Here is a 22100-nt window from a genome sequence, read left to right on the forward strand (position 1 = left end):
CGACCTCCGTACGCCAAAACTTGATGCATTCATTTGCCGCATATCGCAGCAAAACACCGCTGGCTTTTCGTGACCGAAACGTGATCGTTTTGACTTCTACCCCCTTGGGTGGCACCATCTTTGGGAAATTTGCACGGGTTGATTGTGGGCGTTGATTGTTAGCAGTACAGCCCCTAAGAGGTCCGCGTGGGACACTAACCAACGACACTGTTCTACTAGCTTGAGAGGTCATATGGTACGCAAGGTCACAAAGGCGATCTTTCCGGTCGCAGGGCTTGGCACCCGGTTCCTGCCCGCAACGAAGTCCGTTCCGAAAGAGATCATGACTTTGGTCGACCGCCCGCTGGTGCAGTACGCTATCGACGAGGCTCGTGCTGCCGGCATCACTGAATTCATTTTTGTTACGTCACGCGGCAAGTCCGCACTTGAAGACTATTTTGATCACAACCTGGTTCTTGAACAGGAGCTGAAAGCCAAAGGCAAAGATGACCTGCTGGAGACGTTGAGCGCCACCAATATGGAAAGCGGGGCAATAGCCTATATTCGCCAACACAAGGCACTGGGATTGGGCCATGCAGTCTGGTGTGCCCGTCGCCTGATTGGTGATGAACCTTTTGCGGTAATGCTGCCTGACGACGTGATAGCCGCCGACAAACCATGTCTGCAACAAATGGTCGAAGCCTACGAGGAAACTGGCGGCAACATGGTTGCAGCCATGGAGGTCCCTTTGGAAAAAACCAGTGCATACGGTGTGCTGGATGTGGGTGAAAATATTGGCCCTGTCGTACGCGCGCGGGGCATGGTCGAAAAACCAAAACCGGAAGAGGCCCCCTCGAACCTTGCCGTTATCGGTCGCTATGTGCTGGGTCCGTCGGTTTTGTATAATCTGAACCAGATGAAAAAAGGCAGTGGTGGAGAGATTCAGCTGACCGATGCCATCGCCGAAGACATTGGCAACGGCGTGCCGGTCTTTGGATACAAGTTCGATGGTCAGCGGTTCGATTGCGGCTCGAAATCTGGGTTCTTGCAAGCAACTGTTGCATTTGCCCTAGCCCGAAGCGACCTGCGCGAAGACCTGAGCCAATATTTGCATGATATTGTCGCTACAGGGCAAGCTGCTGAGTAATACACGCATTCTCCACGGCAAACGCTTGTTTTCGGCGAATGCAGATAATTTACTGACGGGCTAAGGCGTTCTGCGACTTGGCCTATTTTTTGGCCTGCAAAAGAATAACAAAAGGTTCCAAAGGCGTGCGTTCCGGTCAGGCGGGATTCATCCATCGCCCGGCAATGTGGCGCGCAATTCAATTGTCGCACCGAAAGCACTGGAGGACGCCCTTGTCACAGAACTCACCCCGATTGAACCTACCGTTTTTGCAACCATCGCAGGCACAGAAACACGTGACCCATAACGAGGCATTGCGGCAGTTGGATCTTGTTACCCAGCTTAGCCTGGCCTCGACAAACGCATCGACCCCGCCGGCCGTTCCTGATCAGGGTGAGGTTCACGCACTCGGTTCTGCTCCGACCGGGGATTGGACGGGCCAGGCCGGGATGCTTGCCGCGTGGCTGGACAACGCCTGGCATTTTGTCGCCCCCCGCATCGGCTGGCGCGCGTGGGATGAAACCAACGGGCAACTGACCGTCTGGGATGGCAGCGCGTGGATTGAGCCTCCGGCTGCGACGCAGAATCTTGATGGCGTGGGTATTGCGGCCAGCTTTGACAGCACGAACCGCCTGTCCGTGAGGTCTCCTGCGACGTTGCTCAGCCATGAAGGCGGTGGGCATCAGCTAAAAATCAACAAGTCCAGCGCAGGCGAAACAGCGTCTTTGCTGTTTCAGTCCAACTGGACCGGTCACGCCGAGATGGGTTTGTCAGGCAATACGGGCTTTTCGATCAAGGTCTCGCCTGACGGCGGCACCTGGACCGACGCGCTTCGCTTTGACCCGACCACGGGTGCCGCAAGCGGTGCCGCCGTTCAGAACAGCCCTGACGACACAACTGTTGGTCGCCTGATGCGGGCGGATTTCGGCTATGGTCCGGGTAACCTTGTCGGTCTCGTATCGGAAAGCGGCGGCGCGCCGACCGGTGCCGTGATCGAGCGTGGTTCGACCTCAAACGGAGACTACGTGCGATTTGCGGATGGAACACAAATTTGCACTGCAAAGCTGCCTGCAACGGGATGTGCAAATGCTGACGGGGCGTTGTTTACAAGCAACGCCGCAGTCTGGGTTTTTCCGATTGCTTTCGCATCCGGCCCGGCAGTTTCGGTTAGCGGCGGAGGTGGGGCAAGCACGCGGTTCATCGGCTTTGATGCCCCGACAGAGACAGAGGTGGGCTTCAAGGTCATGGCAACCACACTTGATACAACAGCACTGGCCCCAACGGGCGTCGCAATAGGCCGCTGGTTCTGATCTCAAATTCTGCTCGGGCGCTTGTCCGGGCAGTTACTTAGCCCGCAGATCCGCATCTGCCTGATCAAGGAACCAGGCATAAGTTTCTCGAATACCGTCTTCCAACCCGATGCGCGCGCGCCAACCCATCTCGGCCAGACGGGACACGTCCATCAATTTGCGTAGGGTGCCATCTGGTTTGCTGACATCCTGCGTAATGCGCCCGGTAAAGCCGGTCGTTTTAGCCACCAAAGCCGCGAGTTCCGCAATAGAGATATCCTCACCACAGCCCACATTAATGTGGCTCAGCATCGGCTGGGTGTTTGCTTCGTAAACGTCGCGCGGAAGGTCGAGTACGAACAACGATGCCTCGGCCATGTCATCCACATGCAGGAATTCACGGCGGGGTTTTCCGGTACCCCAGATCACGACCTCTGCCAGCCCGTCCCGCTTTGCCTCGTGAAAACGGCGGATCAGGGCGGGCAGGACGTGGCTGTTTTCAGGGTGGAAATTGTCGCCGGGACCATACAGGTTCGTCGGCATGACCGAGCGGTAGTCGACCCCATGCTGCCGGTTATAGCTTTCACACAGCTTGATCCCAGCAATCTTAGCCACTGCGTACGGCTCGTTTGTGGGCTCCAGAACGCCGGTCAGCAGAGCGTCTTCTCGCATCGGTTGCGTCGCAGCACGCGGATAGATGCAAGAGCTACCCAACTGCAGTAGGTTCTTTACCCCCGCCGCAAACGCCTGATGGATCACGTTACATTCAATCATCAGGTTGTCGTAGATGAAATCCGCCGGGTAGGTGTTGTTTGCGTGAATTCCACCAACCTTGGCGGCGGCAAGGATCACCACATCTGGACGCTCGGCCTGCATGAAGTCCCGCACGGCGGCCTGATCTGTCAGGTTCAATTCAGCATGGGTGCGGGTTATCAGTTCAAGCGCGTCACCCGCGGCCTGACGATCCTGCAAACGGCGCAGAATTGCACCGCCGACCATCCCGCGGTGGCCTGCTACATAGATCTTGCGCATGGCGCTCTCCTCAACCGTTTTCCAGGCTTACAGGCAATTCATACCCATGCTCTTTCAACAGCGCATGGCGTTTGGCGGTTTTCAGATCTTCGACGACCATCTCGGCGCACATTTCCTGCACCGTCAATTCAGGCTCCCAGCCCAACTTGGTTTTGGCGTTCGACGGATCACCCAGCAGCGTCTCGACCTCGGCAGGGCGGAAATACTGCGGATCAATGCGCATGATCACATCCCCCGGTTTGAGCGCCGGAGCATTTTCGCCCTGTATCGCTTTTACAGTCGCAATTTCATCGACCCCCTCGCCCGTGAATTCCAACGTGATACCAAGCTCTGCAGCCGACCATTCGATAAACTGCCGCACCGAGTATTGCACGCCGGTCGCGATCACGAAGTCTTCGGGTTTTTCCTGCTGCAGCATTAGCCACTGCATCCGTACATAGTCTTTTGCGTGGCCCCAATCGCGCAGACTGTCGATATTGCCCATGTAAAGACAGTCCTCTAGGCCCTGTGCGATATTTGCCAGCCCGCGGGTGATTTTGCGGGTCACGAATGTCTCACCACGGCGCGGGCTTTCGTGATTGAACAGAATACCGTTGCAGGCATAGATGCCATACGCTTCGCGATAGTTCACGGTGATCCAGTAGGAATACAGCTTGGCAACCGCGTAAGGCGAACGTGGGTGGAACGGTGTTGTTTCGCGCTGCGGAATCTCCTGCACCAGACCATAGAGTTCCGAGGTCGAAGCCTGATAGAACCGTGTCTTCTTCTCCAGCCCCAGAAACCGGATCGCTTCCAGCAAGCGCAATGTGCCAATGGCATCAACATCGGCCGTGTATTCCGGCGATTCAAAACTGACCGCAACATGCGACTGCGCGCCCAAGTTATACACTTCGTCCGGCTGCACCTCTTGGATGATCCGGGTAAGATTCGACGTGTCGCTCAGATCCCCGTAGTGCAGATGCAGTTTCGGGTTCGGGACATGCGGGTCCTGATAAATGTGGTCGATCCGCTGCGTATTGAATGAAGACGCCCGGCGTTTGATCCCGTGAACCTCGTATCCTTTCTCAAGCAAAAATTCTGCAAGATAAGATCCGTCCTGCCCGGTAATGCCGGTAATCAACGCCTTTTTTGTCATCTTCTTTTCCCGCGGAATCCATTTTGAAGCATTGCCATCCCAAAAACAGCAAGACGTCCAAGAATGCAACCCAAGGCTATGAACACCACGAGTGTCAGCGGCTGTTTACTGCCTGTAAACCCATCAAGAAGTTTGACCGATAAGATAGCTTTCACAAGACATGAAAGGACAGGCCGGTTCGGCCTGCACGGTCGCTCAGGGCGTGTCAGGTCCCTCCGTATAACGGGACAGCGTTTTTTGCACCATCCGCCAACGCTTTGCTCTGATCGCGGCGCACCTGTTCATACAAGGCCAGTGACTGCTCTGAAAACAGTTCTTGCGGAGGGTTAACCGCCACAAAGTTCGACTGCCCGTCCCGACCGCGTGCCAGCATCGCATAGTCGCGATCGGCAACCAATTGCCTCGCATTCGGGTTGAGATACCGGATTGCCAAACCAATGCGGCGGTCATCGGACCGGTTGGGCCCCGACCCATGGATGGTCAACCCGTGATGCAGCGACATTTGACCGGGTGCCAATTCAATATGGGTTTTTTCCTCTTCTGCGACCTCAACAGCAATTTCCTGCCCCCGCGATAACAGGTTTGTGTCAGAATACGTGTCGGTGTGCGGAAGGATCGGGTTCTTGTGGCTGCCCCGAACGAAATCCATGCATCCGCTTGCGACCGTGGCGGGCGAAAGCGCGATCCAGGCTGTCACCTGATCCGGAGTTTCGCCCATGCCCCAATAGGTCAGATCCTGATGCATGCCCACCGTGTGTTCGGTATGGGCCTCTTTGACAAAAAACTCGGCGGACCAAACCATGATGTCAGGTCCCAAAATGTGCTCAACCACGTCCAGAACCCTTATATCCAAGGCGATCTGAGCGGCCAGCGGTATCACAAGGTGAGCATTGACGCGTTTGTAAGTGTTCAGCGGCAGCGGCAGATCGGCAGACAGCCAGTCACGCTCAAGCTGTTCGAATTCTGCGCGGATCTCAGCGGTTTCTGCTTCCGAGAAAACCGTCAAGGGAAATAGATAACCGTCTTCCCAGTACTGCGCGGTTTGGTCGGCTGTCAGGGCGTGTGAAGATTGAGCGGTTTGCAGCATGGTGAACCTCATGAGATCTGGTCCACCCAGCATAAACCGAGATAATTACAAAGCAGCGTGGCACCTCTTGCCGGTAAGGCTAAGTTCAGCTTAGCCTGCCTGCATGTCGTCCCGTATCCCTTCCCTCAACTGGCTCCGTGTATTCGAGGCTGCCGCGCGGACCGAAAGCTTTGCCCGAGCCGCCACGCAGTTGAACATGTCAGCGGCCGCTGTCAGCCAGCAGGTCAAAGCGCTGGAATCCCGGCTGGGAACGCCGTTGTTTCACCGTCACGCACATGCGGTAACGCTGACCAAGGCTGGCAGGGCCTATCTGCCGTCCGTTCAACAATCCCTACTCATGCTGGAAACCGCAACCACAGGCCTTTTCGGGGAAACCCGCGAGCAGCGGCTTTTCGTACAGTCCGTTCTGCTTTATGCCCATGGGGTTCTTGCCAATGGCCTGCCCGATTTCCGCGCAGCACATCCGCAGATCGGTTTGTCTCTGACCACTGGTAACCTGTTATCGGATTTCGCCAACCAATTCACCGATTTGCAGATCGTGTTCGGGAACCCGAGCCTATTTGGTGCGGAAAGCGATCCATTGATGCACGAACACTTGTATCCGGTTGCTAAACCTGAGGTCGCCGCGCAGATACGTCAGCCCCAAGACCTGTTCCAATTCCCTTTGATCGAGGTTTCGACCCATCGTGCAAGTTGGCCGCATCTGTTCGAAACTCTGCGTATGCCCACCGGTCAGTCGCGGTATTTTTTCGCTGACAATTCGATCATGGCGGCCGAGCTATCAGCCAGCGGAGGAGGCATCGCCCTGGCCCGCGCGCCTGCATCGGATCGGATTATGCGCCTGTCCGGCCTTGTTCCCTGCCTGCCCGACATTCACGTTGCAGGGCAAGAGGCGTATCACTTGGCCTACCCATCCCGCACAGCCTTGCGACCACCCGCGCGCGCCTTTCGCGACTGGTTGCTGGATCACAGCGCGGCGGTCCAAACCCGGTAACGCCCTTGACCCGTCACCTCACGGATCAGGCCGCGTCGGGTGAAACGGTCAATGTTGCGTTGCACTGCTGCACGCGACGCCTTTGTCAATTCTTCGGCCAACGGCGCGGACACCATCGGCCACGCTGTGAGGACGTCGATCAACAAGGGCGGTGTCCTGCCACTAAGCCCAGCGGTTGCCGCGCGGGCGCGCTGTTCCCATGCGCTGACACGATCCAGGTGCATCAAAGCCGCCAAAGCTGCCTGCCCTGCCCCGCGAATCCACGCAGCAAGCTTTTCTTCAACTTCGCCCACTCCGCGCAAAGCGCCCGGGCCAGACAGCGCCAAGGGCATGAATTTTGCCCCGCCCCGCCCCATGGAGGCCGCGTGACGCGCCGCAATAATCGCCGCCTCAGTATCCTGTCCAATCCCCGGGGACAGAGCACGCCAGGCGTGAAACCCGATCGCCGCCTGCGTGACCGGGTGTAATCCTTCGGCATTTCGCATCACCTCGGCCAGATCGGCCACGGCTTCGGGGATATCGTCGATACCTTGCGCGAGGCGATCCAGAAAGGCAGTAAGCCCCGAGTCCCATCCCCCGTCCGAAGGGCCAGGACCGGATGTCAGCCGACGCACCGCCCATCCTGCCCGGAACAAGGCCTGAACGTCGTCTCCGGTTGCACCGATCCGCAAGCCAGTCCACAGGGCAAGACGGTCCACGCTGATCCGGTCGCCGGTCCACCAGCCCAGGTCAGACACATCCATCAAGGCTAGTCGATGGGTCCATCCATCCGGCCCGGCCCTTAGCCGTTCATCCAAAGCGCCAAAGATCGCCGCCAGATCGGCCAGCTCGAAAGACAGTTCCGCTTGCGCTGCGCGCCAGTCTCGGGGATCGAATAGCAATCGCCGATCGGCCATCGGACCGGGAGGTTGAAAATCCTCAATCCGCTCTTCATCCTCGGGCGGCAGAAACCATAGATCGTCATCCTCTGGCGGATCTACATCATAAATACTGCGAGGGCTGATATTGTCGGCCTCTTCGTCCGGATCAGGTGTGACGGGCTTGATAGTCATGGCCCTATATTTCGGGGATTTAGGCTGGTTCACAAGGCGTTTTTGCCGACCATTATGAAAGGGATTGTGTCAAAAATTCCCGCTGACAACATGCCGTGTGCCGTTCGGATGACCCGCAGATCGCCTGTCCGGTCAGTCAATATCAGGCGAAGTCTCAGAAATGATCACGTATCTTATGGAAATCTTGTTCCCTTTTCCCGCCCTGCCGCGTTATCCCTTGTCGCGCACACGGCAGAGGAGGTGTAGGGCATGAGCGAGACTGTCAAACTGACATTGGATGAAGTTCGGGCGCTCAGCCTGTCTATCCTGACCAAGTCCGGGTTTGGGCCCGAGCATGCCGCAGCTATCGCCGATACGTTGACCACCTGCCAGACCGACGATTGTCAGTCTCACGGTCTGTTCCGTCTGTTCATGTGTCATGACACCATGAAGTCAGGCAAGGTCGACGGACACGCTGCCCCGGTCCTGACGCTGTCGAACAATGCCATTGTTCGGGTGGACGCAAATGCGGGGATGTCCTTATTGGCGTTTGAAAAGGCGCTGCCGCTCTTGATTGAAAAGACCCGCGCCAATGGTATTGCCGCCATGGCGATCAACCGTTGCTTTCACTTCTCGGCCCTTTGGCCTGAGGTGGAACGCCTGTCCTCGGTCGGTCTTGCAGCGATGGCGATGGTCCCCAGCCATTCTTGGGTTGCTCCTGCGGGTGGCACGCGCGGCAGCCTTGGCACCAACCCGTTGGCCTTCAGCTGGCCGCGCAGTGGCAAAGACCCGTTCACCTTTGATTTTGCCACCAGCGCCTTTGCCCGCGGTGAAATCGAACTCTACCGCCGTGCTGGAAAGCCCCTGCCAGAGGGTGTCGCCATTGACAAACACGGCAATCCGACCACCGACCCACAAGCGGCAATGGATGGCGCGATGCTGACGTTTGGCAGCTATAAAGGTTCGGCCTTGTCGATCATGATCGAGTTGCTGGCAGGCCCCCTGATCGACGACCTTACCAGCCTTGAGAGCATGGAGTTTGCCCAAGGTGCAGGCGGCGCGCCGTATCACGGCGAAATCATCCTTGCGTTCGACCCTGCGCAGTTCAGCGGCGGCCGGGTGTCCGACAACGACGCCCGCGCCGAGCGTTTGTTTGCCGACATTACCGATCAGGGGGCCCGCCTGCCCTCGCAACGGCGGTTCGCTGCGCGGGCGCGGAACACCGAACGCGGATATGTCGAAATCGCCAAAACTCTGTATGATGATCTGCAAGCATTGGCCGAAGACGTCCGGGCAGTGTAAAACCCTCTTCCCCTTGGTGATGCGGCTGGCTAAGAAGTCCGTCCAGTCATATGCAGGAGGCCCCCTTGGACCGCATCGCCCGCACCATTGCCACCGAGATCAACGCCCGCCCGGAACAGGTCGGTGCCGCGGTGAAACTGCTGGACGAAGGGGCCACCGTGCCCTTTGTCGCCCGCTACCGCAAAGAGGTGACAGGTGGCCTCGACGATACGCAACTGCGGACGCTTTCTGACCGCCTGACCTATCTGCGGGAATTGGACGCGCGGCGCGAAACCATCCTTGGTTCAATCAAGGATCAGGGCAAGTTGACCGACGATTTGGCCCGGTCCATCGCGCAGGCTGAAACCAAGGCGCAGTTGGAAGATATCTACCTGCCCTACAAACCCAAGCGTCGCACGAAGGCGATGATCGCGCGGGAAAACGGGCTCGAGCCGCTGGCCGATGCCATTCTGGCCGATCGCTCAGCCGAGCCCGAGGGGATGGCGCAGCAATATGTTACCGAGGCTGTGCCAACCACCAAAGACGCGCTGAACGGTGCACGGGACATCATCACGGAACGTCTGACCGAGAACGCCGAACTTTTAGGAGAGCTGCGCAGCTTCATGCAGCGTGAAGCTTTACTGACATCCAAGGTGATCGACGGCAAGGAACAGGAAGGCGCGAAGTTCAGCGATTACTTTAACCACTCAGAGCTTTGGGCCAAGACCCCCTCCCATCGTGCGCTGGCGATGCTGCGTGCATCGAAAGAGGGAATAGTCACGCTCGATATTGCGCCAGAGCCTGAAACTGGGGCCGCCCGGGCCGAGGCCATCGTTGCGGCCCATCTGCAAACGCGTGGTGACGGGCCTGGCGATGTCTGGCTGCGCAAAGTGGCTGGGTGGACCTGGCGGGTAAAGCTGTCTCTGTCCATGATGGTTGAACTTATGGCCGATCTGCGCAGCCGTGCGCAGGAAGAGGCCATTCAGGTTTTCTCGCGCAACTTAAAAGATTTGTTGTTTGCCGCGCCTGCGGGGCCTCGGGCGACATTGGGTTTGGACCCTGGTATTCGCACAGGCGTCAAAGCAGCGGTTGTCGACGCCACGGGCAAGGTAATTGCGACCGATACGCTTTATCCCTTCCAGCCCAAGAATGACCTGCGCGGCGCACAGGCGACCATTCTGAACCTGATTGCCGCTCATAAGATCGAGTTGATCGCAATCGGCAACGGCACGGCCAGCCGCGAAACCGAGAAGATGGTGGCTGACACCCTAAAACTGTTGCCCAAGACTGCGACCGCGCCCACCAAGGTTGTCGTGTCCGAGGCCGGTGCATCGGTGTATTCTGCCTCAGAACTGGCAGCGCGCGAGTTTCCCGATCTCGACGTGTCGTTGCGCGGGGCGGTTTCGATCGCGCGCCGGTTGCAGGATCCACTGGCCGAGCTGGTTAAGATCGAACCTAAATCCATCGGGGTCGGCCAGTATCAACATGACGTGGATCAGCACAGGCTTTCGCAATCTCTTGCCTCAGTTATCGAAGACGTGGTGAACGCGGTGGGTGTCGATCTGAATACGGCGTCTGCCCCCCTGCTCTCGCATGTCTCGGGCCTTGGGCCGGGGCTGGCCGAGGCCATCGTGATGCACCGCGATACGAACGGTGCGTTTCAATCGCGCAAAGAACTGCTGAAGGTGGCACGCCTTGGCCCGCGCGCCTTTCAGCAATGCGCGGGTTTCTTGCGCATCCGTGATGGGCAAGAGCCGCTGGACGCATCCTCGGTTCACCCCGAGGCCTATGACGTCGCGCGTCGGGTTGTTTCGGCTTGCGGCCGGCACATCCGTCAAATCATGGGCCATGAGGGTGCGTTGAAAGGCTTGCGCGCTGAGCAGTTTGTTAACGACACCTTTGGCCTGCCAACCGTACAGGATATTTTCGCAGAATTGGAAAAACCGGGCCGTGATCCCCGCCCCGGTTTTGTCACCGCGTCTTTCACCGATGGCGTCGAGAACATTACCGATCTCAAACCTGGAATGGTGCTTGAGGGAACTGTGACAAATGTCGCGGCATTCGGCGCGTTTGTCGATATCGGGGTACATCAGGACGGGCTGGTTCATGTCAGCCAATTGGCGGATCGGTTCGTCAAGGACCCGCACGAGGTGGTTAAAACCGGCCAAGTGGTGAAGGTGACCGTTGTCGAGGTGGATGTGGCCCGCAAACGGATTGGCCTGACTATGCGCAAGGACGGAGGGAGGTCCGCGCACGAAGACCGGGCAAGCCGGGGCGCAAAAAAGAATGTCTCGCAGTCAAAACCCAACAGACCACAACACGCAAAATCTGCCAACGCAGCGCAAAACAATGCTATTGCCGATGCGTTGAAGTCAGCACTGAAGAACCAATGATCTGTTGCAAAGTTTTGCCAAGGGTCGTCTAAGCTTTCACGGGAAATCCGCGCGTTCCGTCAACTGGCGGGACGCGATCTTAGCCCTCCCCCGTCCGTGCAATTTTTACCGTCGCGGCGCAGAGCGCAGGACGCAGCAAGACGGCTGACACTGATCAAAGGTTTTGGGCCTTGTGGTTAGCATATTGCGCAATTCCATTGCCCAACGACCAGTTTTCTTTGACCCCCTCCACGATGTTGAAGAAAACATCCTCGGCGCGCATGCCCCTTCGCCTTACCCTGATAGAAGGTTCAACGCTTGCCGTAAGCATTGAACCGCAGGGCGGTTCACCTACCGGAGCACCAACCGGCGCCGTCATCGCAGTAGGAGCATTGCAGGATGTATAATCTCGTCTCGGCCATTCTTTGGCTTTGCATAGGTGCTTTGCCGGTTACGGCCCATGAAATGTGGATCGAGGCCCCCGCAATGACTTCGCCTGAAGGCCACTATACAACACCCGTTGTCTTCATTGGCGAAGAACTCGAAGGAAAACGCTATGTCTTTGATCCGGTCAAGTTTGAACAGGCCATCTGGGCCGGACCAGAGACAACAAGTGATTTACGTTTAAACACGCGATCACAGGGGGACGTGCGACTTGATGCATTTGGGGATGGGTTGCATATCCTCGCATTGCAAAGCTATCCGGGCAAACACTTGTATCCGACCGAGAGCGCGTTTCTGAAGTTTGTACGATCTGTCGGGCTTGAAGGCCGTGTGAACACTGCCCAACCAAGCGTCACAGAGGACGGGTACGTTCACGAATCTTACCAGCGCTACGCAAAGACGCTCGTAGGTTTCGATGGCAAGAACCAGTCTGACAAACGCATAGGGCTGGAAAAGGAGTGGGTGCGCGAGCAAGTCGGGTTCCGGCTCTACTCTGGGCGAAAGACTGTCGAAAACCAGCCTGCTTGGCTGTATTGCCGCCCGTCAGACGGCGGAGAGGTGAAAACAGCCCTGCTGGAAACTGACGATACTGGCCTCGTACATGCTGAGCTTCCTGCGCAATCTCAATGTTTGTTGAATGCGGTCATGCTCCGCCAACAAGCCGATGGCAGTTGGTTCAGCGAATGGGTTTCGACCTTCTTTGATACCAAATAACGGATTGTGCAACCTGCATCAGGACCGCTGGTGCGTTGTATGACGACGCAACCGCCGCATATGGCGGGCAGAAGATGGGAAACGGCCGCAGAAGTGATCGTACCGGACTTTGGCCCGTCACGAAGTCTATACCCTACAAGAAACTCACAAGCCAGTTGCGTGATATTCGGAATTCAAATTTCTGAAATTGGAAGGACCCATTTCTAAAGTTCCGACGGTGACCTTATATGTGATGTGACGCATTCGAGGACAAACCGCTGCACAGGGGTTTGTCGCCTCGCTCGCGATGCGACTGTTAAAGAACCCCACGTGAGGGAGTAATGCACGTTTTGAATTGGTCGAAGATTGTGTCAGTTTGCGCTGCCTACGCAGAGGGTCGCGGTACCGACTTTGAAGCTCCTACCAACGCTAGAATATTTTTCATTCTATGGCTTGCAACTGACAAAGCCTTTCTGTCCGTGGCCTGGAATGCCGGTAGTGGCAACAGATACGCTGCCCCCTTCGGACAGTGTTGCGCTTGATGGTATCAGAACCTCAACCATCTACAGGCTCTTCACGATCAGGGTCGTACATCCGAGCAGCGATCTGGACATTGCTGGGCGCGCTATTCTTTGCCTTGATGAATGCGGCAGCCAAGCATCTTGGCGTTTCAGGTCAGCAATCTGCATCAGGGGTCAAAGACACGATGCAGACGATGCCAGTTTTCCAGATCACCTTTGCACGCTATGCCGTCGCGGCCTTGGTCATGCTGCCGTTCATGTTTTCCCGGCTCACACGGTTCAATATCGTGTCACCATCGCGGTATCTTGTCCGGACAATCGCGGGATTTGGGGGGATCGCACTCATGTTTGCAGCGATTCAAACAATCCCGCTCGCGTCTGCGACTGCGATTGGTTTCACTAGCCCGATCTTTGCGATGGTGTTTTCCGCGCTTTTCTTACAAGAACGTGTACCGAAACTCAGGTGGTGGGCAGCAGCTATCGGTCTTGTTGGCGCATTGATCATCGCGTCACCGTCTTCCGGTGTCGCAATCGGTGGTGCTATCATTGCGCTTGCTGCGGCGGCATTCATGGGCGCTGAGATCGTCAGCGTGAAATGGTTGGCTGAAACGACGGACGGGCCGGTTACCATATTGTTTTTCAGCAATCTTACGGGCGTCTTCGTTTCGGCGGTGTTCATGCTTTCGGACTTTGTTTGGCCCGCGCTGGATCAAGCTATTGTTCTGGTGCTGCTTGGTTCAGTCGCGATCCTTGGCCAGGCCTGCTTTATCCGCGCGGCAAAGCTTGCGGACGCAAACTTCCTGGCCCCGTTCTTCTACGTCTCTCTGTTCTACGCGGCAGTCATCGGATACGTCGTATTCAATGAAACACTGTCGTGGCCCGTTGTCATCGGGTGCCTGATCATACTGGCAAGCGCCGCAGTCATGCTGATGGCTGGGAAGAAAACTCCGTTCAGATAAACAAGTTTGCTATCATCACCTTAGGCCTCTGAGATTTTATGGGCCTCTGCAGCATCCGTGCGAATTTCACATCACCCAGCCGAACACATACCCCGCCAGAAGTGATCCCAGAACCGCGAGCAGAAGGTAAAGCAAGAACGGTTTAGGCTTGAGAATGGGCGCAATCGCCAGTGCCCCCCAAATACTGACAACACCGCCCGAGATCAGGAAGGCCATGGCGGCACCGGGTGACATTCCGTTGTCAAGCAATCCACGCGTCAACGGCAACGCCGCGTACCCATCCACATAGGCCGGGGCACCGATGAAAACTGCAACCGGTATCGACCACCACTGATCCTCACCCACATAATCAGCAAGCGACCCCGGGGTCAGCGTCGCGTTCAAAGCATACTCTGCCGCGAAGGCGGGGATCAGACAGATCAGGATGAGCCGCGTCGTCGCCCGGATTTGAACAAAAAAGGACCGTTGGCGCGACTCTGTTCGCCAAACCCACGGATCAAAGGTTTCTTCACCGCCACAGCGCGCAGCGCTGAGTTGTCGCGCCAGACCGTTGTCGCGCAGCGCGTTCAGCGCCCACGGCGATCCGGCAAACAGTCCTGTTATTGCGCCGCCGAACAAACCCAACCCTACCGCCGCAAGGGATTTGCCAATTGCAAAGCTCAGGCCGAGGGTCGCAGCCGTTGTTGCAAGCATTGCTGGGTCTGTTATCGGAGAGGACAACCAAAACGCCATAATCGGGGCAAGCGGTACACCTGCCGCCAACAACCCTGCCATCAAGGGCAGTACAGTCACACCGCAGACGGGTGTAATGGCACCAATCAGGGATGCAGCCACCACGGTTCGAACCGTCTTTCCCTCGAACGCCTTGGATATGTGTGCATCCGCTCCGCTGGCGATGATCCATGCTGCAACAAGAATTCCCGGAATGACGATCGGGGCGACGACAACAAGGCTCCAGAAAACGAATCTTGCAACGCTCCCGATGTGGTCCGGCCAGGTAAGTCCAAGCGCCGCTAAAAGTACAAATGACAGGCCCCAAAGGACATATTTCCTTGGCGATTTCTTAAAATCAGCAGTGATGTCGGTCATTAGCTTCCCCTTCGGCATTGAAAAGTAGTAACGAGACTGCCATTTGAGAAACGCATAATTCTAATTTCGGCTATCGAGAAAACGAATGGAGCATCTGGACAGCGATTTATTGCGCACCTTTGTCGCCGTGGCGGAAGCCGGCAGTGTTACCGACGGTGCCAGCCGCATTTTTCGATCTCAATCCGCCACCAGCCTTCAGATAAAGCGTCTTGAGTCCATTCTCGGGCAACCGGTCTTTGAACGGCACGGGCGTGGAGTTTCGCTGAGCGATACTGGCCGTCAATTGTTGCCGGTCGCGCGGGACGTGAAAGAACGCCTTGACACGCTGCTGCAAGAAATCTCGCTCAATGCGGTAACCGGGAAACTGCGCCTTGGCATACCGGACGATCACGGCAAGGCGAAGCTGACCGAAATCATAGCCACATTCACCCGGCAGCATCCGAAAGTGGAATTAGAGGTAACTTGCGCATCAAGCACGGGATTTCTGGACGCGCTGGCGAAAAGATCGCTGGACCTTGCAATTTATGAAGTGGAAAATCCGGCGCAAAATGAAGAGGTTCTATTCGAAGATCCGACGTCCTGGGTATCATCCGTGCATAGGGATTTTACCACAGAGAGCGTCCTGCCAGTAGCCTTGTTCGACCACGCTTGCTGGTGGCGTGACGCGGCGGTAAAATCCTTGAATGAAAGGAAAAAACCCTATCGGGTGGTGTATTCAAGCCCAAGCGTCCATGGCGTCATGGCTGCAGTTGAAGCGGGGATTGCGGTCAGTCTGATGGGCCGATCCGCGCTTCATCCTGGTCTTTCCACTGTAAGCAATTCGTTGGGCTTCGGTCAGGTGCCGACATCGAAACTTGTCATGGCGGCAAGCAACTCGCGGGATACCGGGCCTCGGGACGCCATGAAAGCAGCTATTCGCAACACATTCATGGCTACCACTTAAAAGGTAGTCGAGGCGAAGATTCTGGTATCACTTTGTTTGGAGCTCCACCGAGTGATCCATTTGTAATTAATTTGATAACTCGAACAAGGTCATGGGCCAACCGACCCCGTCGCAGGGCCTTTCATAACCTCTCGCAGGTCGAATTCTTTTGAACAAAGTTGTCTCTCTACTTGTTCTTGGTGTCGATAATTCATCTTTGATTTGCTTTGCACTCATTGAATGCCGGGATACAGCGGCCCTCGATTTCTTGACAAGAATAGTCAAGTTGACTATCGCAACGCCTGCAAACAAAGCCAGTCCAGTATTTAGGCAAGCAGGACTTGCAGGGCCCACCGCACATTTGGCAACAACGGTGATGTGGTCGATGGTGCGAATACATTCAGCACATCTGAGGTGAAAAGAGGGGCACGGCAAGTTATGATAGTCACAACATGGGCGCGCTCAATGGTTGCAATCGCGGTTCTGTGCACGGGCGCTGCGCATGCCCAGGAAACTTCTGTCTTGCCCACGGAACAACAAGTACCACCTGAGGTGTCCCTAACAGAGCAGCCCAAAGCTGTAAATCCTGCGGAAATTTTGATTAATCTGGGTGAGGATGCGACAGGGGAAACTCTGACACAAGACAATCAACAGCAAGTTCCGAGTGAACCTGTTTTCCAAGCTGAACAAGCCGTAAAGCGGATGATGGACTTCCTTCGAAACGGTGGCCCGGCGATTTGGGCCATTTCCGCCCTTTCGGTTGTTACGCTTGCGCTTATCCTTTGGAAAACCTGGCGATTGGCGCTTGTCGGCGCATGGTCGCACGGCAAGGCGATCGATGCGGTCGAAGCCTTTGAGCGGGGGGACAAAGCACAAGCGCTAGGGTTTGTAGAAGGACGCCGCGGAATTCGGTCGCGGGTTGTGGAAACGACACTCAAGAGTTTCGAAGGCCTGCCCGAAGACAGCGTAAGAGAAGAAACCGCACGTGTTGCCAAGCGAGAACTGGCATCGGCGAGGGTCGGCTTGGGTGCACTGGAACTGATTTCGACAATTGCACCGCTATTGGGCCTTCTGGGCACAGTGCTTGGCATGATTGCCGCGTTTCAGGCGCTGCAGGCAGCAGGGTCGCAAGCTGACCCGGCATTGTTGGCCGGTGGCATCTGGGAGGCGTTGCTGACCACCGCCGCTGGCATGGCTGTGGCGATACCCGCATCTGCGTCGCTGACATGGTTTGAGGCAGTCATCGAACGTATGCGAAGAGATGTCGAAGACAATGCAACGCGCATTTTTATTGCGGCCCGCCCAGACAAAATAAGTATAGCGGCAGCGTGAGTCATGAATCTTACCGAACCCGCTCGTCCCCGGCGCAAACCCAGCCTGACCCCCATGATCGACGTGGTCTTTTTGCTGTTGGTGTTTTTCATGTTGGCATCCCGTTTTGGCGTTGAAGCGATGTTGCCCCTGCCCTTGGCCTCGTCCGGAGGGGCAAGTTACAACGGTCCGCCCCGCCTTGTGGATATTTTGCCGGATGGTGTGATGTTGAATGGGCAGCCGGTTGCTAACCTGCCTGAGGCACTCAAGCCATTGATTACGCAGCCCACGGACCTGATCATCCTACGCGGAAAGGACGATGCGACCCTGCAGCGTGTGGTTACAGTCACCGAACAGCTGCGTGCGGCGGGGTTCACATCGCTGGTATTGGTGGAATAAGCGGGATGGATCTGAACGAACCACCAAAGAAGCGACGTGCCGAATCCATCGTGCCGATGATTAACGTGGTTTTTCTGCTGTTGATTTTCTTTTTGATGACATCACAGCTGTTGCGCCCCGAACCATTCGACGTCACCCCGCCAGAGGCTGCCACCCAGGCCGAGGTGAAAGCCCAGCCGATTTTGTTTGTCACCTCTGAGGGGCGGCTGTCTTTTGACGGCGCCGAGGGCGAGGATGCAATTGCCGCCATCGCCGCGCAAAGCCGTGCATCGGATGTCATCCAGATTCGTGCTGATGCAAATCTAAAAGCCGCTGCGTTTGCGCGAATTCTACAAAACCTTGCTGCTGTCGGGCTGTCCCGCGTTGAACTCGTGGTGTCAAAGAAATGAGCCGGGGGATCGAAATTGCCGTTTTTGTCGCCCTTGCGCTGTCCATCCACGTCATGTTGTTCGGCCTGAGGCCCACAGGCGGAGTTGAGGCCGGTGGCGTCGATGGTGATGCTACTATCTCGATCGAAGGGGCTACATCCGCCATAACAGAGATGGTCGAACAGTGGGAACGCCCTGTTCCCCAAATTCCACAGCCGACCAATGCACCTTTTTTACCTGACCCTTTGGAGTCCCTCCAGCCTCCCAATCTTGAGCTTCCCGAAGCTCCGCGCGCTGATCTGAAAATTGCTGCATTGCCTACGCTTGAACCGGATGAGTTGAATCTTGATATTCCGCAACCACCTCCACCGCCGACCGAACCCCAATTCGAAGTTGAAGAAGCCGCAACACAGGAGCCTGACCCACTTTCGCCCCCGCCCGAGCGTGGACTATCGGAGCTTGCTCCTGAGTCGTCTCCAAGGCCGTCGGAGCGGCCCGAACGGCGGGTAAAAAAGGAACCTGAACCGCAAGCTGAAGCAGCACAGAAAGCCGATCAACCCAGTGCGGGACGCGCAGCCCAAAAGGCCGCTGGGACAGGAGGTAGCGCCCAAGCCGGCAATTCCGGTTCGGCGCAGACAACAACTGCATCAACTGGAAAGCAGAAAGAGCTTGAGGCAATCTGGGGGGCTAAAATTCGATCACGGATTGAGCGGGCCAAGCGCTATCCACGCGGCGCGCGCGAGCCAGGCGAAGTCAGTTTGACAATATCCATAGGCAGCGATGGTCGTCTTTTGGCTGTCAACGTTGTCCGGTCGTCAGGAAACCCAGAACTCGATCAAGCCGCCGTGGCCGCAGTTCAGCGCGCTGGCAGGTTCCCGGCTGCACCAAGGGGGCTGGCGGGCGACTCGTTTACATTCAGTTTGAGTGTCATGCTCCAGAGGAATTAGGTCTGGCGAAAAGGTAACCTGACCGACCGAGTAATTTCCGACTCAACGATGGAAGGTAAACCGATAGCGGCCGAAGACTTTAGAAGCCAAAGCATTCGTGAACCACCGTTCCGTGACAGCCTAACCATCGCAACCTTCTGATTTAAACATAATAACGTTGCTGGGATTGCAGGACCATTCCCCTCATCTCTCCATTGGTCACACTGTGTTCGGGCCTGTGATTGACAACATTAATCGTTTAAGTTAATTCACCAAAACTTACCCGGCGCAGCCCGCCTATAATGAAAGCAAGCAGTTTAACCGATGAAGTCCACCTCAGATCCTGCCCGACGCATAAAGCTTGGCGACATCGCTCAGCGCCTCGGCATATCGACTGCTGCGGTCTCGATGGCGTTACGTGGCGGCTCGGGCGTCTCTCAGGCGACGAAACAGCGGGTCGAAGCGGTAGCGCAGGAACTGGGTTATGTCTACGACAGGGGTGCAGCGCGTCTGCGCACTGGTCAATCAAATACCGTTGGGGTCGTGATTGGGACGTTGTCCAACAGCTTCTTCGGTGAGCTCGTTTGTGGTGTCGACGAGATAATCGGCGAAGCGCGTAAAATCTCGTTTCTTCTGAACACCCGCGAAGACGCAGGGCGTCAAAAAGAATTACTTGTCAGGATGCGTGAGCAATCGGTTGATGGGCTGATCCTGTGTCCGGCCCCGGGAACACGCAGCGACCTTCTTGATACGATGCACGACTGGGGCATACCCGTCATTCAGATGCTGCGTTCTGTTTCTGACACTAAGGGTGACTTCGTCAGCGCGGACTACCAAACCGGCATCGAGACATTGTGCGCTCACCTGATCCGACTTGGCCACAAGCGTATCGCATTCCTTGGCGGAAACCTTGATCACTCGGCCACGCGCCAGCGCATCAAAGGCTTCAAGGCCGCGCTCGACCGGGCTCAACTGCCTTCGGATCTGATCGTGAAAACGGCAAGCGACAGTAGCGGAGGGCGCGACGGCGCGGCCAAGTTGTTGAGTTCCGAGAACCCACCCACTGCCATCGCATGTTTCAACGACCGCGTCGCACTTGGCGCAATGGCTGCTGTACGTGCAGCGGGCCTTGTGCCGGGGCGCGACATTGCAGTGACAGGCTTTGACAACATTAATGCCGGTGCCGAAGCATACCCTGCCCTCACGACTGTCGAAACACATGCGCGTGATATCGGGCGTGAGGCCGGGCGGCTTCTGTTGCGTCGCATCGAAGGCCCCACCATGTCGAATGAAAGGATCATCGTGCCCACACGGCTGATCATCCGAGAGTCCTGCGGCGCGACGCTTGCCTCCAGAGACATTGAGGGAACAGGCGAGACCTGATCCAGACCGACACACCGCACTTTCGCTTAGGCAATAACGCCAATCCACAAGTAGGGAGGACCCACTGTGAAATTTACCAAGAAACTCTCAATGCTCGTCGCAGGCGCGACGCTGGCCTTTGCCGCTGGCAGCGCCAGCGCGGCCGACCTCACGCTGCGATTTGGCCATCTTGGCGCCGAAGACACGGCATACCAGGCGGGTGCGCTGGAGTTCAAACGGCTGGCCGAAGAGTACTCGGACGGCGCCATTGAGGTTCAGATCTTCCCAAACGGCGTTCTGGGTGGTGAAAGCCAGATGTTTGAACAACAAATGGCAGGTGCGCTTGATGTCTCGGTCATCAACCCAGGAAACATAACGGATTTCGCACCAACAGCGAATATCTTTACGTTTCCGTTCCTTTACAAGGACGAAGCCCATTGGCAATCCGTTCTTTCGGGTGAAGTTGGCCGCGACATTGCCGCAATTCTGAAAGAGGAAAGCAGCGTTCAGGTCATCGGGTATTTCGGTGGCGGTAAGCGGCAGGTCGTGTCCAACCGTCCGCTCGAGTCGCTTGAAGACTTGGCTGATATGAAGCTGCGGACCAACCCGACCGACCCGCTGATTGCGTCCTGGAGTGCTTTGGGCACCCGTCCGACGAATTTTGCCTGGAAAGAAATCTACACAGGTCTTCAACTGGGCTCGATCGACGGGCTGTTGAACGAAGCCGAGTGGATTCACCGGATGCGGTTCCACGAAGTTGCACCGCATATCGGGTTGTCCGAACATGACATCACTGTACGGCTGGTTACATTCTCGGGTGCAACCTGGGACCGTATGACCGATGAACAGCGCGACGTCGTCCTGCGTGCAGGTGCCGAAGCGTCCGCCCTCGCCCGCGAGGTTCAACTTCGCCAGGATGCCGAAGCCATGGAGCTTTTGAAAGCCGAAGGCGCAATCCTGTACAAAATGGATCGCGAAAAAATGCAGGAGATGGTTCGCCCCGCGGTGCTCGACGTTGCCGGACGCATGGGGCTGGCGGAACTTTATGATCGGATTCAGGCAAGCGCGGCTGACAACGCAAGCGGCAGCTAAGTCGCCCTGATCTTTCGGGCCAGCCCCAGAGGCGGGTTGGCCCACTTTTCACAACATCGAAACTTCGCGGACGTCTGCACATGCAGATGACAAGGAGGGTGCGTCATGCTTCGTGGTCTCGACGCCTTTAACAAATGGCTGGAAAAAGTCTTGGAGTGGGTTCTGCTCGGCCTGCTGGGACTGTTTCTAAGCCTCATTCTCTATCAGGTGGTCAGTCGCAACCTGCCGGTCCTGCCTACGATCTATTGGACCGAAGAGTTTTCGCGCTTTTCCTTCCAATGGGCGATCATGTTGGGCACGGCGCTTGGTGTTTATCACTTCGACCACTTTGTGCTGGATGCCTTCCCAAAGAATTCGCGGATTGACAGGTTTACGCGGTATTCACGCGAAATCGTCCTTGTCATCATTGCGGTCTTTTTCATCTGGTCCGGCTGGGAATTCGCCGAAACCGGCTGGCGGCGTCGGTCTACTGCGGCACAGCTTCCGATGTTTTGGGTCTATGTCTGCTTTTTCGCATCCGGTGTTCTTATGGCTTTGTTCTCGCTTCAAAGACTGCTGACGCTTGTCACCAAAGGGTTGGACGCGTTGGAGCATGAGCTGAACGCGTCGCCACCAGAAGAAGTGGCGTTACAGGAAAGCGATGCAGTCCCCAGCATTGCCGTTGACACTCAATCAGAGGATCGCTGAG

Annotated in this window: 20 protein-coding genes; 15 read left to right on the forward strand and 5 right to left on the reverse strand. The window is 56.6% G+C overall.

Translation table 11 applies throughout. The annotated features are described in order from the left end of the window. Nucleotides 1-232 precede the first annotated feature (232 nt). The gene (galU, locus tag LCM21_RS07395; RefSeq protein WP_224890025.1) at nucleotides 233-1126 is read left to right on the forward strand and encodes a UTP--glucose-1-phosphate uridylyltransferase GalU; all 894 of its coding nucleotides are present in this window, start codon (nucleotides 233-235) and stop codon (nucleotides 1124-1126) included. Nucleotides 1127-1338: 212 nt separating this feature from the next. After that, nucleotides 1339-2415: a DUF2793 domain-containing protein gene (locus LCM21_RS07400; RefSeq protein ID WP_224890026.1), complete on the forward strand. Its 1077-nt coding sequence runs from the start codon at nucleotides 1339-1341 to the stop codon at nucleotides 2413-2415. Between the two features lie 33 nt (nucleotides 2416-2448). Here the strand turns inward: LCM21_RS07400 and fcl are convergent, their stop codons facing one another. From fcl to LCM21_RS07415, 3 genes are all read right to left on the reverse strand, one after another. Continuing rightward, the gene (fcl, locus tag LCM21_RS07405; RefSeq protein ID WP_224890027.1) at nucleotides 2449-3426 is read right to left on the reverse strand and encodes a GDP-L-fucose synthase; all 978 of its coding nucleotides are present in this window, start codon (nucleotides 3424-3426) and stop codon (nucleotides 2449-2451) included. 10 nt (nucleotides 3427-3436) lie between these two features. After that, nucleotides 3437-4561, reverse strand: coding sequence for a GDP-mannose 4,6-dehydratase (gene gmd / locus LCM21_RS07410; protein ID WP_224890028.1), 1125 nt, complete (start codon nucleotides 4559-4561; stop codon nucleotides 3437-3439). Nucleotides 4562-4766: 205 nt separating this feature from the next. Then, the gene (locus LCM21_RS07415; protein WP_224890029.1) at nucleotides 4767-5648 is read right to left on the reverse strand and encodes a phytanoyl-CoA dioxygenase family protein; all 882 of its coding nucleotides are present in this window, start codon (nucleotides 5646-5648) and stop codon (nucleotides 4767-4769) included. Between the two features lie 103 nt (nucleotides 5649-5751). Here LCM21_RS07415 and LCM21_RS07420 point away from each other — a divergent pair, with 103 nt between their 5' ends. Further along, nucleotides 5752-6642: a LysR family transcriptional regulator gene (locus LCM21_RS07420; RefSeq protein ID WP_224890030.1), complete on the forward strand. Its 891-nt coding sequence runs from the start codon at nucleotides 5752-5754 to the stop codon at nucleotides 6640-6642. Here the strand turns inward: LCM21_RS07420 and LCM21_RS07425 are convergent. After that, nucleotides 6615-7694 carry a helix-turn-helix domain-containing protein gene (locus LCM21_RS07425; RefSeq protein WP_224890031.1) on the reverse strand — a complete coding sequence of 360 codons (1080 nt, stop codon included), beginning with the start codon at nucleotides 7692-7694 and terminating at the stop codon, nucleotides 6615-6617. The genes LCM21_RS07420 and LCM21_RS07425 overlap by 28 nt on opposite strands. Before the next feature lie 249 nt (nucleotides 7695-7943). Between LCM21_RS07425 and LCM21_RS07430 the strand changes: the two genes are divergently transcribed. The 4 genes from LCM21_RS07430 (at nucleotide 7944) to LCM21_RS07445 (ending at nucleotide 13943) form a co-directional block, all read left to right on the forward strand. After that, complete coding sequence (locus tag LCM21_RS07430) at nucleotides 7944-8975, forward strand: Ldh family oxidoreductase (protein ID WP_224890032.1); 1032 nt, start codon at nucleotides 7944-7946, stop codon at nucleotides 8973-8975. Nucleotides 8976-9025: 50 nt separating this feature from the next. Next, a complete protein-coding gene (locus LCM21_RS07435) occupies nucleotides 9026-11347 on the forward strand; it encodes a Tex family protein (protein WP_224890033.1) in 2322 nt (773 codons plus the stop codon). A 378-nt stretch (nucleotides 11348-11725) separates the two neighbouring features. Then, complete coding sequence (locus tag LCM21_RS07440) at nucleotides 11726-12484, forward strand: DUF4198 domain-containing protein (protein WP_224890034.1); 759 nt, start codon at nucleotides 11726-11728, stop codon at nucleotides 12482-12484. Between the two features lie 520 nt (nucleotides 12485-13004). Next, on the forward strand, nucleotides 13005-13943 hold the full coding sequence (locus LCM21_RS07445) for a DMT family transporter (protein ID WP_224890035.1): 939 nt from the start codon (nucleotides 13005-13007) through the stop codon (nucleotides 13941-13943). Nucleotides 13944-14009: 66 nt separating this feature from the next. Here the strand turns inward: LCM21_RS07445 and LCM21_RS07450 are convergent, their stop codons facing one another. Next, nucleotides 14010-15032 (reverse strand): permease, encoded by a 1023-nt coding sequence (locus LCM21_RS07450; protein ID WP_224890036.1) that lies wholly within the window; start codon nucleotides 15030-15032, stop codon nucleotides 14010-14012. A gap of 85 nt (nucleotides 15033-15117) precedes the next feature. Here LCM21_RS07450 and LCM21_RS07455 point away from each other — a divergent pair, with 85 nt between their 5' ends. The 8 genes from LCM21_RS07455 (at nucleotide 15118) to LCM21_RS07490 (ending at nucleotide 22099) form a co-directional block, all read left to right on the forward strand. Further along, entirely contained in the window at nucleotides 15118-15975 is an 858-nt protein-coding gene (locus tag LCM21_RS07455) for a LysR family transcriptional regulator (protein WP_224890037.1), read from the forward strand. A gap of 417 nt (nucleotides 15976-16392) precedes the next feature. Next, nucleotides 16393-17286 carry a MotA/TolQ/ExbB proton channel family protein gene (locus LCM21_RS07460; protein WP_082677387.1) on the forward strand — a complete coding sequence of 298 codons (894 nt, stop codon included), beginning with the start codon at nucleotides 16393-16395 and terminating at the stop codon, nucleotides 17284-17286. Between the two features lie 3 nt (nucleotides 17287-17289). Next, nucleotides 17290-17664 carry an ExbD/TolR family protein gene (locus LCM21_RS07465; protein ID WP_224890038.1) on the forward strand — a complete coding sequence of 125 codons (375 nt, stop codon included), beginning with the start codon at nucleotides 17290-17292 and terminating at the stop codon, nucleotides 17662-17664. A 5-nt stretch (nucleotides 17665-17669) separates the two neighbouring features. Then, a complete protein-coding gene (locus LCM21_RS07470; protein WP_224890039.1) occupies nucleotides 17670-18053 on the forward strand; it encodes an ExbD/TolR family protein in 384 nt (127 codons plus the stop codon). Beyond that, nucleotides 18050-18979, forward strand: a complete 930-nt coding sequence (locus LCM21_RS07475; protein WP_224890040.1) for a cell envelope integrity TolA family protein — start codon at nucleotides 18050-18052, stop codon at nucleotides 18977-18979. Before LCM21_RS07470 ends, LCM21_RS07475 begins: the two co-directional genes overlap by 4 nt. 303 nt (nucleotides 18980-19282) lie before the next feature. Beyond that, nucleotides 19283-20341: a LacI family DNA-binding transcriptional regulator gene (locus LCM21_RS07480; RefSeq protein WP_224890041.1), complete on the forward strand. Its 1059-nt coding sequence runs from the start codon at nucleotides 19283-19285 to the stop codon at nucleotides 20339-20341. 66 nt (nucleotides 20342-20407) lie between these two features. Next, a complete protein-coding gene (locus LCM21_RS07485; RefSeq protein ID WP_224890042.1) occupies nucleotides 20408-21412 on the forward strand; it encodes a TRAP transporter substrate-binding protein in 1005 nt (334 codons plus the stop codon). A 105-nt stretch (nucleotides 21413-21517) separates the two neighbouring features. Then, nucleotides 21518-22099: a TRAP transporter small permease gene (locus LCM21_RS07490; protein ID WP_224890043.1), complete on the forward strand. Its 582-nt coding sequence runs from the start codon at nucleotides 21518-21520 to the stop codon at nucleotides 22097-22099. Nucleotide 22100 lies beyond the last annotated feature (1 nt).

It is taken from the genome of Ruegeria profundi, assembly GCF_020171505.1.
GTDB lineage: Bacteria > Pseudomonadota > Alphaproteobacteria > Rhodobacterales > Rhodobacteraceae > Ruegeria > Ruegeria profundi.

What these genes read in the sequence shown, in the direction of transcription:
- galU (WP_224890025.1), top strand. Translation starts at nt 233, where the DNA reads ATGGTACGCAAGGTCACAAAGGCGATCTTTCCGGTCGCAGGGCTTGGC.
- fcl (WP_224890027.1), bottom strand. Translation starts at nt 3,426, where the DNA reads ATGCGCAAGATCTATGTAGCAGGCCACCGCGGGATGGTCGGCGGTGCA.
- gmd (WP_224890028.1), bottom strand. Translation starts at nt 4,561, where the DNA reads ATGACAAAAAAGGCGTTGATTACCGGCATTACCGGGCAGGACGGATCT.
- LCM21_RS07415 (WP_224890029.1), bottom strand. Translation starts at nt 5,648, where the DNA reads ATGCTGCAAACCGCTCAATCTTCACACGCCCTGACAGCCGACCAAACC.
- LCM21_RS07420 (WP_224890030.1), top strand. Translation starts at nt 5,752, where the DNA reads ATGTCGTCCCGTATCCCTTCCCTCAACTGGCTCCGTGTATTCGAGGCT.
- LCM21_RS07425 (WP_224890031.1), bottom strand. Translation starts at nt 7,694, where the DNA reads ATGACTATCAAGCCCGTCACACCTGATCCGGACGAAGAGGCCGACAAT.
- LCM21_RS07430 (WP_224890032.1), top strand. Translation starts at nt 7,944, where the DNA reads ATGAGCGAGACTGTCAAACTGACATTGGATGAAGTTCGGGCGCTCAGC.
- LCM21_RS07435 (WP_224890033.1), top strand. Translation starts at nt 9,026, where the DNA reads ATGCAGGAGGCCCCCTTGGACCGCATCGCCCGCACCATTGCCACCGAG.
- LCM21_RS07440 (WP_224890034.1), top strand. Translation starts at nt 11,726, where the DNA reads ATGTATAATCTCGTCTCGGCCATTCTTTGGCTTTGCATAGGTGCTTTG.
- LCM21_RS07445 (WP_224890035.1), top strand. Translation starts at nt 13,005, where the DNA reads ATGGTATCAGAACCTCAACCATCTACAGGCTCTTCACGATCAGGGTCG.
- LCM21_RS07450 (WP_224890036.1), bottom strand. Translation starts at nt 15,032, where the DNA reads ATGACCGACATCACTGCTGATTTTAAGAAATCGCCAAGGAAATATGTC.
- LCM21_RS07455 (WP_224890037.1), top strand. Translation starts at nt 15,118, where the DNA reads ATGGAGCATCTGGACAGCGATTTATTGCGCACCTTTGTCGCCGTGGCG.
- LCM21_RS07460 (WP_082677387.1), top strand. Translation starts at nt 16,393, where the DNA reads ATGATAGTCACAACATGGGCGCGCTCAATGGTTGCAATCGCGGTTCTG.
- LCM21_RS07465 (WP_224890038.1), top strand. Translation starts at nt 17,290, where the DNA reads ATGAATCTTACCGAACCCGCTCGTCCCCGGCGCAAACCCAGCCTGACC.
- LCM21_RS07470 (WP_224890039.1), top strand. Translation starts at nt 17,670, where the DNA reads ATGGATCTGAACGAACCACCAAAGAAGCGACGTGCCGAATCCATCGTG.
- LCM21_RS07475 (WP_224890040.1), top strand. Translation starts at nt 18,050, where the DNA reads ATGAGCCGGGGGATCGAAATTGCCGTTTTTGTCGCCCTTGCGCTGTCC.
- LCM21_RS07480 (WP_224890041.1), top strand. Translation starts at nt 19,283, where the DNA reads ATGAAGTCCACCTCAGATCCTGCCCGACGCATAAAGCTTGGCGACATC.
- LCM21_RS07490 (WP_224890043.1), top strand. Translation starts at nt 21,518, where the DNA reads ATGCTTCGTGGTCTCGACGCCTTTAACAAATGGCTGGAAAAAGTCTTG.